This is a genomic window from Nocardioides sp. (assembly GCF_044226765.1).
Classification (GTDB): Bacteria; Actinomycetota; Actinomycetes; order Propionibacteriales; family Nocardioidaceae; genus Nocardioides.
In genome coordinates, this window is record NZ_JBGAGJ010000001.1 from 679,496 (window position 1) to 694,276 (window position 14,781).

General features: G+C 72.7%; 13 protein-coding genes. 7 read left to right on the forward strand and 6 right to left on the reverse strand.

The window, feature by feature from the left end:
- Nucleotides 1–13 precede the first annotated feature (13 nt).
- Entirely contained in the window at nucleotides 14–4,180 is a 4,167-nt protein-coding gene (locus tag ACILRH_RS03280) for a carboxypeptidase regulatory-like domain-containing protein (protein ID WP_395690730.1), read from the forward strand.
- A 159-nt stretch (nucleotides 4,181–4,339) separates the two neighbouring features.
- Here the strand turns inward: ACILRH_RS03280 and ACILRH_RS03285 are convergent, their stop codons facing one another.
- The 4 genes from ACILRH_RS03285 to ACILRH_RS03300 all read right to left on the reverse strand — a co-directional run bounded on the left by ACILRH_RS03285 (nucleotide 4,340) and on the right by ACILRH_RS03300 (nucleotide 9,228).
- Entirely contained in the window at nucleotides 4,340–6,727 is a 2,388-nt protein-coding gene (locus ACILRH_RS03285; RefSeq protein WP_395690731.1) for a hypothetical protein, read from the reverse strand.
- A gap of 80 nt (nucleotides 6,728–6,807) precedes the next feature.
- A complete protein-coding gene (gene mshD, locus ACILRH_RS03290; RefSeq protein ID WP_395690733.1) occupies nucleotides 6,808–7,629 on the reverse strand; it encodes a mycothiol synthase in 822 nt (273 codons plus the stop codon).
- A 24-nt stretch (nucleotides 7,630–7,653) separates the two neighbouring features.
- Nucleotides 7,654–8,409 (reverse strand): hypothetical protein, encoded by a 756-nt coding sequence (locus tag ACILRH_RS03295; RefSeq protein ID WP_395690735.1) that lies wholly within the window; start codon nucleotides 8,407–8,409, stop codon nucleotides 7,654–7,656.
- A gap of 84 nt (nucleotides 8,410–8,493) precedes the next feature.
- Entirely contained in the window at nucleotides 8,494–9,228 is a 735-nt protein-coding gene (locus tag ACILRH_RS03300; protein WP_395690737.1) for a response regulator transcription factor, read from the reverse strand.
- An 89-nt stretch (nucleotides 9,229–9,317) separates the two neighbouring features.
- On the opposite strand from ACILRH_RS03300, the gene ACILRH_RS03305 reads away from it, so the two are divergent.
- Nucleotides 9,318–9,590 (forward strand): MoaD/ThiS family protein, encoded by a 273-nt coding sequence (locus tag ACILRH_RS03305; protein WP_395690739.1) that lies wholly within the window; start codon nucleotides 9,318–9,320, stop codon nucleotides 9,588–9,590.
- 98 nt (nucleotides 9,591–9,688) lie between these two features.
- On the opposite strand, the gene ACILRH_RS03310 is transcribed toward ACILRH_RS03305, so the two are convergent.
- Nucleotides 9,689–10,129 (reverse strand): VanZ family protein, encoded by a 441-nt coding sequence (locus ACILRH_RS03310; RefSeq protein WP_395690740.1) that lies wholly within the window; start codon nucleotides 10,127–10,129, stop codon nucleotides 9,689–9,691.
- Nucleotides 10,130–10,233: 104 nt separating this feature from the next.
- On the opposite strand from ACILRH_RS03310, the gene ACILRH_RS03315 reads away from it, so the two are divergent.
- From ACILRH_RS03315 to ACILRH_RS03335, 5 genes are all read left to right on the forward strand, one after another.
- Nucleotides 10,234–11,724 (forward strand): ATP-binding protein, encoded by a 1,491-nt coding sequence (locus ACILRH_RS03315; RefSeq protein WP_395690741.1) that lies wholly within the window; start codon nucleotides 10,234–10,236, stop codon nucleotides 11,722–11,724.
- Nucleotides 11,725–11,746: 22 nt separating this feature from the next.
- Nucleotides 11,747–12,226, forward strand: coding sequence for a thioredoxin family protein (locus ACILRH_RS03320; RefSeq protein WP_395690743.1), 480 nt, complete (start codon nucleotides 11,747–11,749; stop codon nucleotides 12,224–12,226).
- A gap of 281 nt (nucleotides 12,227–12,507) precedes the next feature.
- A complete protein-coding gene (locus ACILRH_RS03325) occupies nucleotides 12,508–12,996 on the forward strand; it encodes a DUF4395 domain-containing protein (protein ID WP_395690744.1) in 489 nt (162 codons plus the stop codon).
- Between the two features lie 116 nt (nucleotides 12,997–13,112).
- Nucleotides 13,113–13,961 (forward strand): sulfurtransferase, encoded by an 849-nt coding sequence (locus ACILRH_RS03330; protein ID WP_395690745.1) that lies wholly within the window; start codon nucleotides 13,113–13,115, stop codon nucleotides 13,959–13,961.
- Nucleotides 13,961–14,257 carry a DUF1416 domain-containing protein gene (locus tag ACILRH_RS03335; RefSeq protein WP_395690747.1) on the forward strand — a complete coding sequence of 99 codons (297 nt, stop codon included), beginning with the start codon at nucleotides 13,961–13,963 and terminating at the stop codon, nucleotides 14,255–14,257. The genes ACILRH_RS03330 and ACILRH_RS03335 overlap by 1 nt, the downstream gene beginning before the upstream one ends.
- 4 nt (nucleotides 14,258–14,261) lie before the next feature.
- On the opposite strand, the gene dtd is transcribed toward ACILRH_RS03335, so the two are convergent.
- A complete protein-coding gene (gene dtd, locus ACILRH_RS03340; protein ID WP_395690748.1) occupies nucleotides 14,262–14,687 on the reverse strand; it encodes a D-aminoacyl-tRNA deacylase in 426 nt (141 codons plus the stop codon).
- Nucleotides 14,688–14,781 lie beyond the last annotated feature (94 nt).

The following is a 14,781-nucleotide window of genomic DNA, read 5'->3' on the forward strand; positions in this document are numbered from 1 at the left end:
CTCGGGGGACGTCATGGGTGTTGAGGATTTCGGGAGCACTTCTCGCCGCACGACCACGCGGCGCATCGCCGCGCTGGCGGTGCTGGCGTTGGTCACGATGGGGCTGGCCCTGGTGGCCGCACCGCCGGCCACCGCGAGCCCGCACGGCAGCCCGGGCAGCTCGGCCGGCAAGCCGAGCCGGGCCGCACTCGACGAGCCCGGCACGCTCGGCGGCCAGGTCACCACGTCCGACGGGGGCGACGTGCGGGGCTACCTGGAGGTCTACGCGTGGGACCCCGACGGTGAGTTCTTCGGCTGGTCGACCGAGTCCTACGTCGAGCACACGAGCCCGGCGGCGTACTCCTTCGAGGTGCCCGCAGGTGACTACTACGTCTCCTTCTCGCCGTCCGACAGCCGCTACCTGACCGCCTTCTCCGGCGGCGTGGACGCACCGCCCGGCGGCCTGGATGACCCCGGCGTCGTCCACGTCGCCCCGGGTGGGTCCAGCACGGCCGACCTCGTCGCGCAGGTCGACCCGGCGCTGCGCCAGGTCACCGGCACCACCCAGAACGCGGCCGGGGACCCGGTCCCGGCCGAGGTCGACGCCTACCGCGACCTCGGCGACGGCAGCTATGAGTACGCCGCCTCGACGCTGGCCGGCAGCGACGGGCAGTGGTCCCTCGACCTGCTGCCGGGCACCTACGAGCTCCGCTTCTTCCCCGACGACAGCGACACCTACGAGAAAAGCACCCTCGCCGTGACGGTCGCCGACGCCGACCTGGCGGTCGGGGCGGTCGTCATCCCGGCCGCGGGGCACTTCACCGTGAGCGGCACGGCCACCGGCCCCGGCGGGCCGGTCGCCGGCACGACGGTGCGGCTCTACCGGCTGTGGGGGACCCCGGGCAGCTGGGAGGACTACGACTGGATCGACGAGGTCACCGCCGACGACACCGGGCACTACGAGTTCGACGGGGTGCGCGGCGGGTCGCGCTACTACACCGTGCGCGCCGCCGCCCACGGGCACGTGCCGACCTACCTCGGCGGCGTGGCGAGCGTCTTCGACGCCCAGGGCTTCCAGCTGACCGCCGACCGGCCCGGCACCGACGTCACGATGGCCCGCGCCACGACCCTCAGCGGCGTGGTGAGCGGCCCCGGCGGCCCGGCCGCGAACGTCGACGTCGTGCTCTACCGCTGGAACTCCGACACGTTCGAGTCGATCGACGACCAGGTCACCGACGCGGCCGGCGGCTACGACTTCGACGCGCTCGCGCCGGGCACCTACACGCTCTACTTCGGCGCCGGCTCGACCCAGCCGCCGCTGGTCAGCCAGTGGCTCGGCGGCGGCTCCGAGCCGCCGGCCGGGCCGGACGCGGCCGGCACCTTCGTGGTCGGCGACACCCCGACCGACCTGGTCCGCAGCGTCACCCTCGCCGCCGCGCCCGCGGCCACCGGCACCGTGACCGACGACCACGGCACCCCGCTCGCGGGCGCCTCCGTGGTCGGCTACGTGTGGACCGACGGCACCTGGGAGCAGCACGCGACCGGCACCACCGGCGCCGACGGCACCTTCCGGGTCGCGGTCGAGCCGGGAGCGGTGATGACCTTCCGGTTCGCCCGGGGCGGCTCCACACCGGTCTACTACGGCGGCGGCGCGTCGCTGCCGGAGGCGCCGACGGCGGGCAACTCGGTCACCGTCCCCGCGTCCGGGGACGTGTCGCTCGGCACGGTCGCGCTGGCGCCGTACCAGAGCCACCTGGGCAAGGTGGCCGGCCAGGACCTGCCCTACTGCCGCACCAACGTCGTGCCGGCCAACGACGACGGGTCGTCTCAGGAGGTGCCGATCCCCTTCGAGCTGAAGTACTTCGGCGCGCCCTACTCGACGCTCTACGTCAACAACAACGGCAACGTCACGTTCGACGCGCCGCGCTCGGACTACACCCCGAGCGACCTGACCGGCGCCGCGCTGCCGATCATCGCGCCGTTCTTCGCCGACGTGGACACCCGCGCCCTGGGGTCCAACGTGGTGACGTACGGCGCCTCGCCTGACGGCAGCACCTTCTGCGTCAACTGGGCGGACGTGGGCTACTACGGCAGCCACGACGACCTGCTCAACACCTTCCAGCTCCTGCTGACCAAGAACACCGCCGGCGCCGGACGGGTCGCGGGTGACTTCGACATCACCTTCAACTACGACCAGGTGCAGTGGGAGACCGGCGACGCCTCGGGCGGGTCCGGCGGCATGGGCGGCACGCCCGCGGCGGTGGGCTTCTCGGCGGGCACGGGTGACCCGGGCACCTTCGTGCAGCTGCCGGGCTCGCTGCAGCACGGCGCGCTGCTCGACGGCGGCCCCGACGCCCTCGTCGCGCACTCGCAGAACTCCGCGCAGCTGGGCCGCTACGTCTTCCAGGTCCGCAACGACGGCATCCAGACCGCCCTGGGCAACCTCAGCGGCACCGTCGTCAGGGCCAGCAACGGGGACCCGGTCGCCGACGCCTACGTCGAGGCGTGCCGGACCACCGGCACCGGATGCGGCTACGGCTACACCAACGCCAGCGGCGCCTACACGTTCACCGCGCTGCACGCGGGCACCTACGACCTGCGGGTCTGGCCGCCGAGCGACGCGCTCTTCGGGGGCGGAACGACGGCGACCGTGGTCGCCGGCGAGACCACGACGATCCCGGCGATCGAGCTGGCGGCGCCGCAGCCGCCGCCGTCGGGCACCACGATCACCAGCAACGGCACCACGCCGGCCGGTGTGCCGTCGGTCAACTACGCCCAGCCGCTGGAGCTCGACGTCACCGGCTGCCCGGGCGTGAGCAACCCGACGTACACGGTGACGCTGGCCAGCGGGCAGGTGATCCGCGACCACCTGCCGATGACCGAGGTCACCAGCGGGCACTACCACGCGTCGATCGCGCCGTTCACGCCCAACACCGGCGACGCGGTCATCACGACCACCGTGCCGCTCGCCTGCGGTGGTGCGCCGGTGACGTTCAACGTCTACATCGACCCCAGCGGCATCGTCACCGACCAGTGGGGCCGGCCGATCGAGGGTGCGACCGTGACGCTGCTGCGCTCGGAGACGCAGGGCGGTGACTTCGCGGTGGTGCCGGACGGCAGCGAGCTGATGTCGGTGTCGAACCGGCACAACCCGTCGACCACCGACGCTGCGGGCTTCTTCCAGTGGGACGTCCAGGCCGGGTGGTACGAGGTCACGGCCGAGCAGACCGGCTGCGGCCCGCGGACGACCGCGCCGATGGAGGTGCCGCCGGAGCGGGTCGACCTGCTCATCGACCTGACCTGCGACGTCGCCGCGCCGACGCCCTCGAGCGCCCCGACCGTCTCGGGCACGCCGCAGGTCGGCGAGGAGATCTCGCCGTCGTCGGCGACCTGGCCGGGCCCGCTGCAGGAGTCGAAGCTCGAGCTGCTGCGCAACGGCGACCCGGTCGACCTGGTCGACGGCGGCTACACGCTGCTGCCGGGCGACGTGGGGGCGACCTTCACGGCGCGGTCGACCGGCAAGCGCCCGGACTACACGCAGGAGGGCGGCGCCGGCGACACCGTCCAGTTCACCGCGGTGACCGCCGTGGGCGACGCGGTGACCGGTGCCCTCGGCGCCGCCGCGCAGGCGACCAAGGCCCCGGGGGTCACGGGCAGGCCGGCGTACGGCAGGACCCTGACCGCCACGACGGGTGACTGGGACGCGAGCGGCCTGACGTTCGCCTACCAGTGGCTGCGCGGCGGCAAGGCGATCCCGGACGCGGTCGCGCCGACCTACCGGGTCGGTGTCGCCGACGCGACCAAGCAGCTGACCGTGCGGGTCACGGCCACGCGGAGCGGGTACGCCGACGGCGTGGCCACCAGTGCGCCGGTGAAGGTCGCCAAGCTGGCCTCGTCGGTGCGGGCGCGGCTGAAGGCGCCGCGGGTGGCCTACCCGGCCAAGGGTCAGGTCGTCGTCACCGTCAAGGTGCCCGGCGTGGTCTCGCCGCGGGGCAGGGTGTCGGTGCTCGAGGGCCGCAAGGCCGTCGGCTCGGGCACGCTCAGGCCCACCGGCAAGGGCCTGCTGACCGTGAACCTGACCAGGCTGCGGCCCGGCCGCCACGTGCTGGTCGCCAGGTACGCCGGCACCGCGACCACGGCGGGCTCCCGGGCCCGGGCGGTCACCCTGGTGGTGACCGCCGCCCGGCACCGGGTGGGCTGAGCCCGGTGCCCTCGCCGGTCGTCGGGGTCGGTGTGGGTCGGTGGCGGCCGTGCCGGTTTACCCGGTCGACCGGGTAAACCGTTGCTTGTCGGCCAAAGTTTCGGCCGACAAGCAACGGGATTGGCCGACAAGTCCGGCGTGCCACGCCGGGGACCGGGGTCAGGGCTGGGCCATCGCGGCCCGCTCGGCCACGGACGGCAGCTCGTCGGTCCCGGTCACCTTCGCGGTGGCGCGCAGCCGACCCAGCAGCACCGAGTCGTCGGCCACGGCGGCCGACGGTGGGTCGGGGTAGCCGCTGGCCTGGTAGAGGTTGATCCGCTCGACTGGTCGGCCGGCGGCGAGCCAGGTGGCCGCTCCGCGCCAGCGCTGCACGGTGGCGCTGTCCACGCCGTACGTCGTCGCCGTGGTCGCCCGCGCGGACGGCGAGGCCAGGGCGACGGCCAGGTCGCTCGGGCGGGCGTAGCTCTCGGTGAGGGTCGCGGAGAGGTCGCCGATCGAGTCGACGTCGGCGTACGGGTCGTCCTTGACCACGCCCCAGTCCTTCTTCAGGCCGAGGAACGGCTTCGTGGTCGCGACGAACGCGATGCAGGGGTCGGTCAGCAGGGCGGTCCGTCGCGCGGGTACGTCGCCGGCCAGCCGCAACCGGTCGACGCACGCCTCGGCCAGACGGCGCCGGCGGTCACCGTGCTTCCGCGACGTGCGCGCGTAGGCGAAGGCCAGGCCGCACGCGATGTTGTGCAGCACCACCGAGGGGACGGTGAGTGGCTTGCGCAGCAGCTGCTCGGACAGGTCGGCGACGTTCGGCGCAGTCGGTGCCCGGAGCCCGAGGTCCGTGACGTCCGCGAGCTGCCGCAGCTGGGCCAGCAGCTTCGCGTCGGAGGCGACGGCGGGCTTCTCGGGCAGGTCGCGCAGCAGCAGCCGTGCCTTCTGGAAGGCAGCGACCACGTCGACGTCCTGCAGGAGGGCGCGGTTCGCCGTCCGGTCGGCGAGGGCGGCATTCACGATGCCCGCGGCGCGGGTGTAGTCGATGCGCCACCCCAATGGCGAGGTCGTCGACTCGTCCCTGCGCAGCTCCCCGAGCTGGTCGATCAGCCGCTGCGCGGTGCGTCCGGTCGGGTAGGTGCGCAGGACGGCGCTGATCCGCCCGAACCGGGCGGACTTGTTGGCGGGGTCCCGGTCGACGGCGCGCGCGTAGAGGGCGCTCGACGCGGCCGCGTCGCCTTGGGAGAGCCGGCGGGCGGCGACCGCCGCCAGGGCGACTCCGAGCGGGTCGGTCGCACCGTAGAGCCGCTCCCGTGCGGACACGGCTCGCGAAGGGGAGCCGAGGTCGAGCCGTCCGAGGAGGATGGCGGCCGCGACGCCGGTCGCCACGTCACGCGCGGACGAAGCGACCTCGGCCTTGGTCGGCTTGGCCGGATCGGCGCAGAAGGTCGCGCCGTCCACCACGGCGGTGGACACGAGCCGCCGGCCGACATAGAGCGTAACGGTCGCGGAGCACGGTGCCTCCTTCGGTGACACCACGACGACCTCGACCCGGTCGCCGGCGCCCAGCTGGACCGCGCGCCAGATGGCGGCCAGCGCCTTCACCACCGGGTTGCTGATCTGGTCGAGGGCGGCGCTCACGCCGCTGTCGGACACGTCGGTGTTGGCGGGCGCGTAGACCCCGCTGGCCCGGCTCTCACCGAGCGCGTGCAGCTCCGCGATCACCTCCGGCTCGACGGCGTCGGTGTCGTCGCCGCTGACCGAGACCCGCACGGGAGACCTGGTCCGCACGGCGTTGGAGAGCCACAGCCCGGCGGCGACGCTGAGCGCGAGGAGGAGGACGAGGAGAACGGCGAGCAGCACGCTCGGCCAGTCGAGGAGCTGCCACCCCACGAGCAGGAGCGCCACGACGCCGGTGAAGACGGCGGCGGGCCGGAAGGGCGAGGAGAACCGCACGAACCCGGCCGCGATCACCCCGATCGCGAAGGCGATCAGGGCGACCAGCCAGGTGGTCAGCCCGTCGTCCACGACGAAGCGCTGGATGCGCGTCGGCCACCGCACCTCCTGGGCCTCGGCGAGCGCGAGGGTGGCGGCGGTGCGGCAGTCGTCGGCGCTGTCGTCGTCCGCGAGGGCGTCGAGGAGCGCCTGTGCCCGCGCGAGCTCGCCGCCGTCGATCGCGTCCTCGACGGCCGTGCAGGCGTCGGCGTCCTGCTCCGGATCGAGGGAGTCGAGCACCGCCTGGGCGTCGGTGTTGGCGTCGTCGATCGTCAGCGCCAGCTTCGCGAGCCGCTTCTTGCCGGTGTCCGACGGTGCGGCGGCGGCGCGCTCGGCGAGCGCCTGCGCCGACCGGGCTGCCTGCACCGTCAGCGGCAGCACCTCGCCCTCGCACGCCGGTCCGACGACGACCGCCAGCGCCCGCGCGTCACGCAGGTTGCCGTCGTCGACCAGCGCGGCCGCCCGGGCGCACGTGCCCGTCGGGGCATCGCCGTGCGCAGGCGGCCCACCCACCACGGCGTACGTCGTCAGCCAGACCAGCACCGCCACCAGCTTCACCGACACCCGCATCGGTCCCACCCCGTCTCCGCGCCCGGACGCGTGCGGCCACCGTGCCCCGGCGGGGAAGGGGAGGGCAAGACCCGTTGGGGCTAGTCCGTGGCCGCCCGTCGATACATGACGTGGGTGTCGGACGCCGCGTGGGTGAACCCGAGGCCGGAGTAGACCGCGACGGCCGCGGCGTTGTCGGACTCGACGTAGAGCAGCACCTCGGCGACGCCGAGGCCGGCGAGGTGGTGCAGGCCGGCGAGCGTGAGCAGCTTGCCGAGCCCGCGCCCCTGCGCGGCCGGGTCGATGCCGACGACGTAGACCTCGCCAAGCTCGGGGGAGTGCTGCTTGGTCCAGTGGAAGCCGAGCAGCCGGCCGTCCGCGTCGTCGGTGGCCAGCAGCAGGCCGGCCGGGTCGAACCACGGCTCGGCCATCCGCTCGGCGAGGTTCGCCGCGTCCATGCCGCCCTGCTCGGGGTGGTGAGCGAACGCGGCAGCGTTGACGCGCAGCACCTCGTCGGCGTCGGAGGGCTCGTAGCCGCGGATCGTCATGCCGTCAGGGACCGCGACCGCAGGCAGCGCCAGCGACGTCGGCCGCCGCATCACCCAGAGCTCCCGCACCCGCTCGAAGCCGTGACCACGCGCGAGGGCGGCCGCCGCGGGATGGTCGCCGTGCGACCAGGCCCGCACCTCGCCGTACGCCGGCAGCGCCTCCTCCAGCAGCGCCCGGCCGAGCCCCCGGCCGCGTGCGTCGGGGGCGACGACGACGCTCAGGTCCGCCCCGTCCAGCAGCGCGAACCCGTCGTCGCGCACGAGCTGCCGCACCGACTCGGGCCGGTGCCGCAGCGCCAGCCAGGTCGCCTCGTCCAGCGGTGCCGCCCCGTCCGCGGCCTCGGCGGCCGCGGCGACGGCAGCGATCGTGTCCACGACCGCCACCTTAGGTGGCCCTGGTCAGCGGACGGTGGCCTTGATGGTGGGGCTCTTGACGCGTTGGTAGGTGGCGGTGGTGCCGCGGGTCACCTGGAGGCTGGCTCGCTGCCCGACTGCCGAGGTCGGGATGGCGAGCGCGAAGCTGCACACGCCCTTCGCGTTGGTCTTGGCCGTCCGCTCCAGCGTCTTGCCGCCGACCCGGATGCTCAGCCGGAAGCCCAGACCCCCTGGGAGGCTGTGGCCGTTCGTCAGCGTCGGGTGGACCGCGATCCGGCCGTTGTGCCTGACCGCGGACACGGCCGGCAGGGCGACTCCCACGCGGTGCTGGATCCGCTCGACCACGAAGTGATACGCGCCGTCCCAGTTCCCGAAGGTGAGGAAGGCGTCCTGCGCGGCCGTCTTCGCCTTGAACCCGTAGCGCTGCTGCTTGTCCCCACCCCAGTCCTCGGCGAGGTTGCAGATCTTCTCGGAGAAGTCGTAGTCGTCGGTGTTGCCGGTCAGGCAGCCCCAGTCGACCCAGTCGTCGGTGTCGGAGGCCCACGCGACCTGCACGCGATCGCCGGCGAGCAGGGACGGCAGGCGCCAGAAGTCCCACCCGTAGTCCTGGGACTCCGGCACCGAGGTGTCGCCGAAGTAGGTGACGCCGAGGGAGACAGTGGGCGCCTGCGATGGTGACGAGCCGCCGTCCGCGGATGCCGGTCCGGCCGCGAGTGCGATGGCGGTGGCTGAGGCAGCGATCGCGGTGACCACCCGAGCTGCAGTACGACGAGGTGACATGCCGACCCTTCCGGTCCGAGGCGTGACAGGCACGCCAATTCTGCGAACCGGCGGCCGGTGTTCGCAGGCTTTCGGCGGGTTTGCCTAGGAGATGGTCCCCGAGGACTCGCGCGCGTCGGCGGCGACCTGCTGCTGGTCGCGGGTGGGGAGCACGAAGCGGTAGCCGACGTTGCGGACCGTGCCGATGAGGGTCTCGTTCTCGGGGCCGAGCTTGGCGCGCAGGCGGCGTACGTGCACGTCGACGGTGCGGGTGCCGCCGAAGTAGTCGTAGCCCCACACCTCCTGCAGCAGCTGCTGGCGGGAGAAGACCCGGCCCGGGTGCTGGGCGAGGAACTTCAGGAGCTCGAACTCCTTGAAGGTCAGGTCCAGCGGGCGCCCGCCGACCTTGGCGGTGTAGGTCGCGTCGTCGACCACCACCTCGCCGGAGCGGATCACGTGCGACTCGGGGTCGTCGGCCTCGCGGCGCGCGGCCAGGCGGCCGATCGCCAGCTTGATGCGGGCCTCGAGCTCGGCCGGCCCGCAGGTGTGCAGCACGACGTCGTCCATGCCCCAGTCGTGGGTGACGACGGCCAGGCCGCCCTCGGTGCAGATCAGCAGGACCGGGACGTCGGTGCCGGTGGTGCGGATCAGCCGGCACAGGTCACGGGCGTGCGCGAGGTCCTGGCGGCCGTCGACGAGGAGCAGGTCGGACTCGGGCGCCTCGAGGAGGGCGCTGCCCTCGGCGGGGAGGATCCGGACGTGGTGGCCGAGCAGGGCCAGTCCGGGGAGGACCTCGGCGGAGGGCTGCAGGGCGCTGGTCAGCAACAGCAGCGTGCTCATCGGTGGTCTCCTCCCGTCGTGGGCGGGGACCGAAACGCAACGCTGGGCTTCGGCCGGCCTCCTGGACCTTGGGGGTAACAATACCCAACATGTCCGCCGCCTCGATCGACGTCCACTACTGGGCCTCCGCGCGCGCAGCCGCGGGCGTCGCCGGCGACCGCCTCGAGGTCGAGGGCCCCCTGACGCTGGCCGAGGTCGTACGCCGGGTGCTCGCGCTGCACCCCGACACCCGGCTCTCCGACGTGCTCGCCGTCTGCTCCACCCTCGTCGGCGACCGCCCGGTCAGCACCGAGGACCCGGGCGCGGTCCTGGTCGAGCCCGGCTCGTCGGTCGAGTTCCTCCCGCCCTTCGCCGGGGGCTGATCAGCGGGCCGGGGTCAGTGGTTCCGGGGTCAGTGGTTCCGGGGTCTCGACGGGCGCTCAGGCGCAGAGCGCCTTCGCTGCTCGACCACCGGCGCTGTCTACCGGTGGTCGAGCTTGTCGAGACCCCCGCACCAGCGCAGGGCGGCGACCACGAGAGCACCCAGCAACCCACCCAGCGTGTTGGCGACGACGTCGACCATGGTGGCCGAGCGGGCGGGGAGGAAGAGGCCCTGGGCGAGCTCGACGGAGCTGGCGATGACGAAGGCCCAGGCGGTCCAGTCGCGCCAGGTCGTGCGCGGCCAGATCATCGACCCGAGCGCCGAGACCGGCATCAGGATCAGCGCGTTGCAGATGAACTCCCCGCGTGCCTGGGTCGCGAGCTCGGGGGAGATCCCGAGCGCGTGGGCGACGTCGACGAACGACGTCACCGAGCTGGACTGGGCACCGGAGCCCGGCGACAGCAGCACGACGGCGAGGAACACCGTGTAGACGGCCAGCGCGCGCACCCACCAGCGCCGGTCCAACGTGATCGCCCCCACGCGGCCTACTGTCTCAGGCCGCTGGGTACGGCTTTCGTCGTGTCTGCGACAGATCCGTCCGCACCTGACACGCTGGGCCCCGGGGGAGACGGGAGGGAGACTCGGTGGACCAGGTCCCGGACACCGATCAGCTCTGGCGGCTGACGCTGGAGCACTCGCCTGTCGGCATGACGCTCGTCGCCCCCGACGGCACGCTGCTCGCGGTCATTAAGGCCCTGTGCGAGATGCTCGGCTACGACGCCGACCAGCTGCGGCAGAAGACCTTCCAGGAGATCACCCACCCCGACGACCTCGAGGCCGACCTGGTGCTGCTGCGCGAGACGCTCGCGGGCAAGCGGTCGTCCTACCGCCTCGTCAAGCGCTACTTCCACGCCGACGGCCACATCGTCTGGGGCGACCTCTCGGTCGCCCTCCTGCGTGACGCCGACGGGCAGCCGATCCACTTCATCTCCCAGATCCTCGACCTCACCGCCACGCAGGAGTTCGAGGGGCGGCTCGCGGCGGCCAACCGGCTCATCGACCACCAACGCCGACTGGCGGAGGCGGTCTACGACACCGTCGACGTCGGCCTGGTCTTCATCGACGCCGCCGGCCGCTACGAGACGATGAACCGCCGGCACCGCGACTTCATGGCGCTCGCGTTCCCCGACGGCCACGAGGGCCGGGCGGGCCAGCTGGGCGCCGTGTACGCCGCCGACGGCGTCACGCTGCTCGAGCGCGACCAGATGCCGTCGTACCGGGCGGTGCAGGGGGAGGAGTTCGACGACGCGCGGATGTGGGTCGGCGACGACCCGATCACCCGGCGGGCGCTGTCGGTGTCGGCGCGGACCATGCGCGAGCCCGACGGCACCTTCGCGGGTGCGGCGCTGGCCTACAAGGACGTCACCGAGTTCATGCGGGCGCTGGAGGTCAAGGACGAGTTCGTGGCGTCGGTCTCCCACGAGCTGCGGACCCCGCTGACGTCGGTGCTCGGGCACCTCGAGCTGCTCGAGGAGGTCGCCTCGGAGCTGCCGACCCCGGTGCCCGAGCAGCTGCGGGTGGTCGAGCGCAACGCGGTGCGCCTGCTGCAGCTGGTCTCCGACCTGCTGCAGGTGGCCCAGGTGCGCGACACCGGCATCCAGCTCGACCGGGTCCCGACCGACGTCGGGCTGCTCGTGCGCGAGGTCGTCGAGGAGGTCCGGCCCGCGGCGGCGACGAACGGGATCGAGATCGACGCGGAGCTGCCCGAGGGGCTGTTCGTGATGATCGACGGTGAGCGGATCCGTCAGGTCGTGGACAACCTCGTCACCAACGGCGTCAAGTACACCGAGTCGGGTGGCCGGGTGCGGGTCGTGGTCGACACGGCCGGCGACGACCTCGTGATCGAGGTGGCCGACACCGGTGTCGGCATCGACCCCGAGGACCTCGACCAGCTCTTCACCCGGTTCTTCCGCGGCCGGCAGGCGCAGGTGCGGATGATGCCCGGCACCGGCCTCGGCCTGTCGATCGTGCGCGCGATCGTCGACGCCCACGGCGGCGAGGTGACGGTCACCAGCGAGGTCGGCTGCGGCACGACGTTCCGGGTGCTGCTGCCCGGTGTCAGGAATGTCGAGTGACGTACGCCGGTTGCAGCCTGTCGTGAGCACCGGAGCCTGGGTCGCGCTGATCGCGGTCGTGGTCGCGCTCGCCTTCGGCGGCTACCGCGCCCTGACCAACGGCCGCTTCCGCGGCACCCACGCGGTCGCTGGGAGCAGCGACGACTCAGATCTCGTTGGTCGAGTAGCGAGCGCCAGCGAGCGTATCGAGACCACCTGGTCCCGCGTCGCCGCCGCCCTGCCCGACACCACCCCTGGCGAGCGCGCGACCCTGCTTCAGTTCTCCTCGGCGTTCTGCGCGCCGTGCCGCGCCACCCGCCGCACGCTGGAGGACGTCGCCGGGGTCGTCCCCGGAGTCGTGCACGTCGAGATCGACGCCGAGCACCACCTGGAGCTGGTGCGCGAGCTCGGCATCATGCGCACGCCCACGACGCTGGTGCTCGACGGGCTCGGTCGCGAGGTCACCCGGGCCACCGGCGCGCCGCGCAAGGAGCAGGTGCTGGCCGCCCTCGGGCAGGTGTGATGTCCACATCGCGGAAACCCGTCTCACGAGTCGAGACAGCGGCTGGGAGTGTCGGTCACACCCTCCCTACAGTGATCGACATGTCGTCGACCCTGCTGACCCGCCGCCGCGCAGTGGACCACTGCCGCGTGCGCTCGTCGCTGTGTCGCCTGCGCTGACCGCAGGTCTGCTCCTGTCTTAACTCGACTGACATAGTCGACTATCCTCGAGACGGAGTCCGCGCCGTTCGGCGTGCCACGACCTGCCCCGACCGGCCTTCGCCCTCGACCCGCAGGAGAGACATGTCCACGATCGACCAGCCCCGCACCCCGGCCGTCGCGCCGACCGGCCAGGCCACCCCGGTTGCCCCGGCCGGCATCGACCCGCGCGGCCCCCAGTTCGCCGCGACGCTGACGTCCGTCGTGCTGCTCGCCGTGCTCCTCCTCGCGCCGGGCACGGCAGCGGCGGTGCTGCTCGCTGCCCAGGCGGTCGTCTTCGCGATCGGCGCGACGCGCGGCGTGCAGCACACGCCGTACGCCTGGCTCTTCCGCACCCTGGTGCGCCCGCGTCTCTCGGCGCCCGACGAGCTGGAGGACCCGGCCCCGCCGCGGTTCGCCCAGATCGTCGGGCTGGTCTTCGCGCTGGTCGGCGTCGCCGGCTTCGCCCTCGGCCTCGACGTGGTCGGCCTGGTCGCCACCGGCTTCGCGCTCGTGGCCGCCCTGCTCAACGCCGTCTTCCGCTTCTGCCTCGGCTGCGAGATGTACCTGCTCCTCCAGCGCCTCGGCGCCTGACCCACCTTCGTTGGTCGAGTAGCGAGCGCCAGCGAGCGTATCGAGACCCCACAACCGCACAGCAAGCCCCAGACCCCGCACCGCTTCCCCGGTGCACCATCAAGGAGAGAAGACACATGACCCGCGAGAACTCGCTCGTCACCGCCCAGTGGGTGGAAGAGCACCTGGACGACCCGAAGGTGGTGCTGGTCGAGGTCGACGAGGACACCTCCGCCTACGACAAGGGCCACATCAAGGGCGCCATCAAGCTGGACTGGACGACCGACCTCCAGGACCAGGTGCGCCGGGACTTCGTCAACAAGCAGCAGTTCGAGGCGCTGCTCTCGAGCCGCGGCGTCGCCAACGACGACACCGTCGTGCTCTACGGCGGCAACAACAACTGGTTCGCGGCCTACGCCTACTGGTACTTCAAGCTCTACGGCCACCAGGACGTCAAGCTCCTCGACGGCGGCCGCAAGAAGTGGGAGCTGGACTCCCGTGAGCTGACCGACGAGCTGCCGACCCGCGCCGAGACGTCGTACACCGCGACCGAGCAGGACTCCTCGATCCGCGCCTGGCGCGACGAGGTCGTGGCCGCGATCGGCACGCAGAACCTGGTCGACGTCCGCAGCCCCGATGAGTACGCCGGCCGGCTGCTCGCCCCGGCCCACCTCCCGCAGGAGCAGGCGCAGCGCGCGGGCCACATCCCGACCGCGGCGAACGTCCCGTGGAGCAAGGCGGCCAACGACGACGGCACCTTCCGCTCCGACGACGAGCTGCGCCAGATCTACACCGAGGCCGGCGTCGACTGGGACAAGGACACCATCGCCTACTGCCGCATCGGCGAGCGCTCCTCGCACACGTGGTTCGTGCTCAAGGAGCTGCTCGGCCAGGACAACGTGAAGAACTACGACGGCTCGTGGACCGAGTACGGCTCCCTCGTGGGCGTCCCGGTCGTCCTGGGTGACGAGGCGGGAGAGGCCTGATGTGCGGCGCGACCGAGGGCGGCCTGTCCCTGGACGGGATCGACGTCAAGAAGGAGGCCGTCGTGCAGGGTCAGGTGACCCGCGACGGCCAGCCGGTGGGGAACGCCTACGTCCGGCTGCTCGACCGCACCGGTGAGTTCACCGCCGAGGTCCCGACCTCGGCGAGCGGACACTTCCGCTTCTTCGCCGGCAACGGCGACTGGACGCTGCGGACCCTGGCCCCCAAGGCCGACCCGGTGGACACGCCGGTCCAGGCGGCCGTGGGCCGCGTGGCCGAGGTGAGCATCTCGATCTGAGCGACTACCGCTCGAGCATGAGGGTGACCGGTCCGTCGTTGACGGCGGTCACCCTCATGTCTGCTCCGAACACCCCGCGCCCGACCTGCGCGCCGAGCCGCTCGAGCTCCGCGCAGACCGCCTCGTAGACCGGCTCGCTCACCGGGCCCGGAGCCGCCGCCTCCCAGGTGGGCCGCCGGCCCTTGCGGGCGTCGCCGTAGAGCGTGAACTGGCTGACCACCAGCACCGGCGCCCCGACGTCGCTGGCCGACCGCTCCTCGCGCAGGATCCGCAGGTCCCAGATCTTGCGAGCCATCCAGGCCACCTCCGCTGGTCCGTCGCCGTGGGTGACGCCGAGGTAGACCAGCAGCCCCGGCCCCTCGATGGCCCCGACCACGATCCCGTCGACCTCGACCCGCGCCTCCAGCACCCGCTGCACCACCGCCCGCACGCCGACGAGTGTCTCAGCACGTCCTCGTTGGTCGAGTAGCGAGCGCAGACCTCGTTGGTCGAGTAGCGAGCGCCCATCTCGTTGGTCGAGTAGC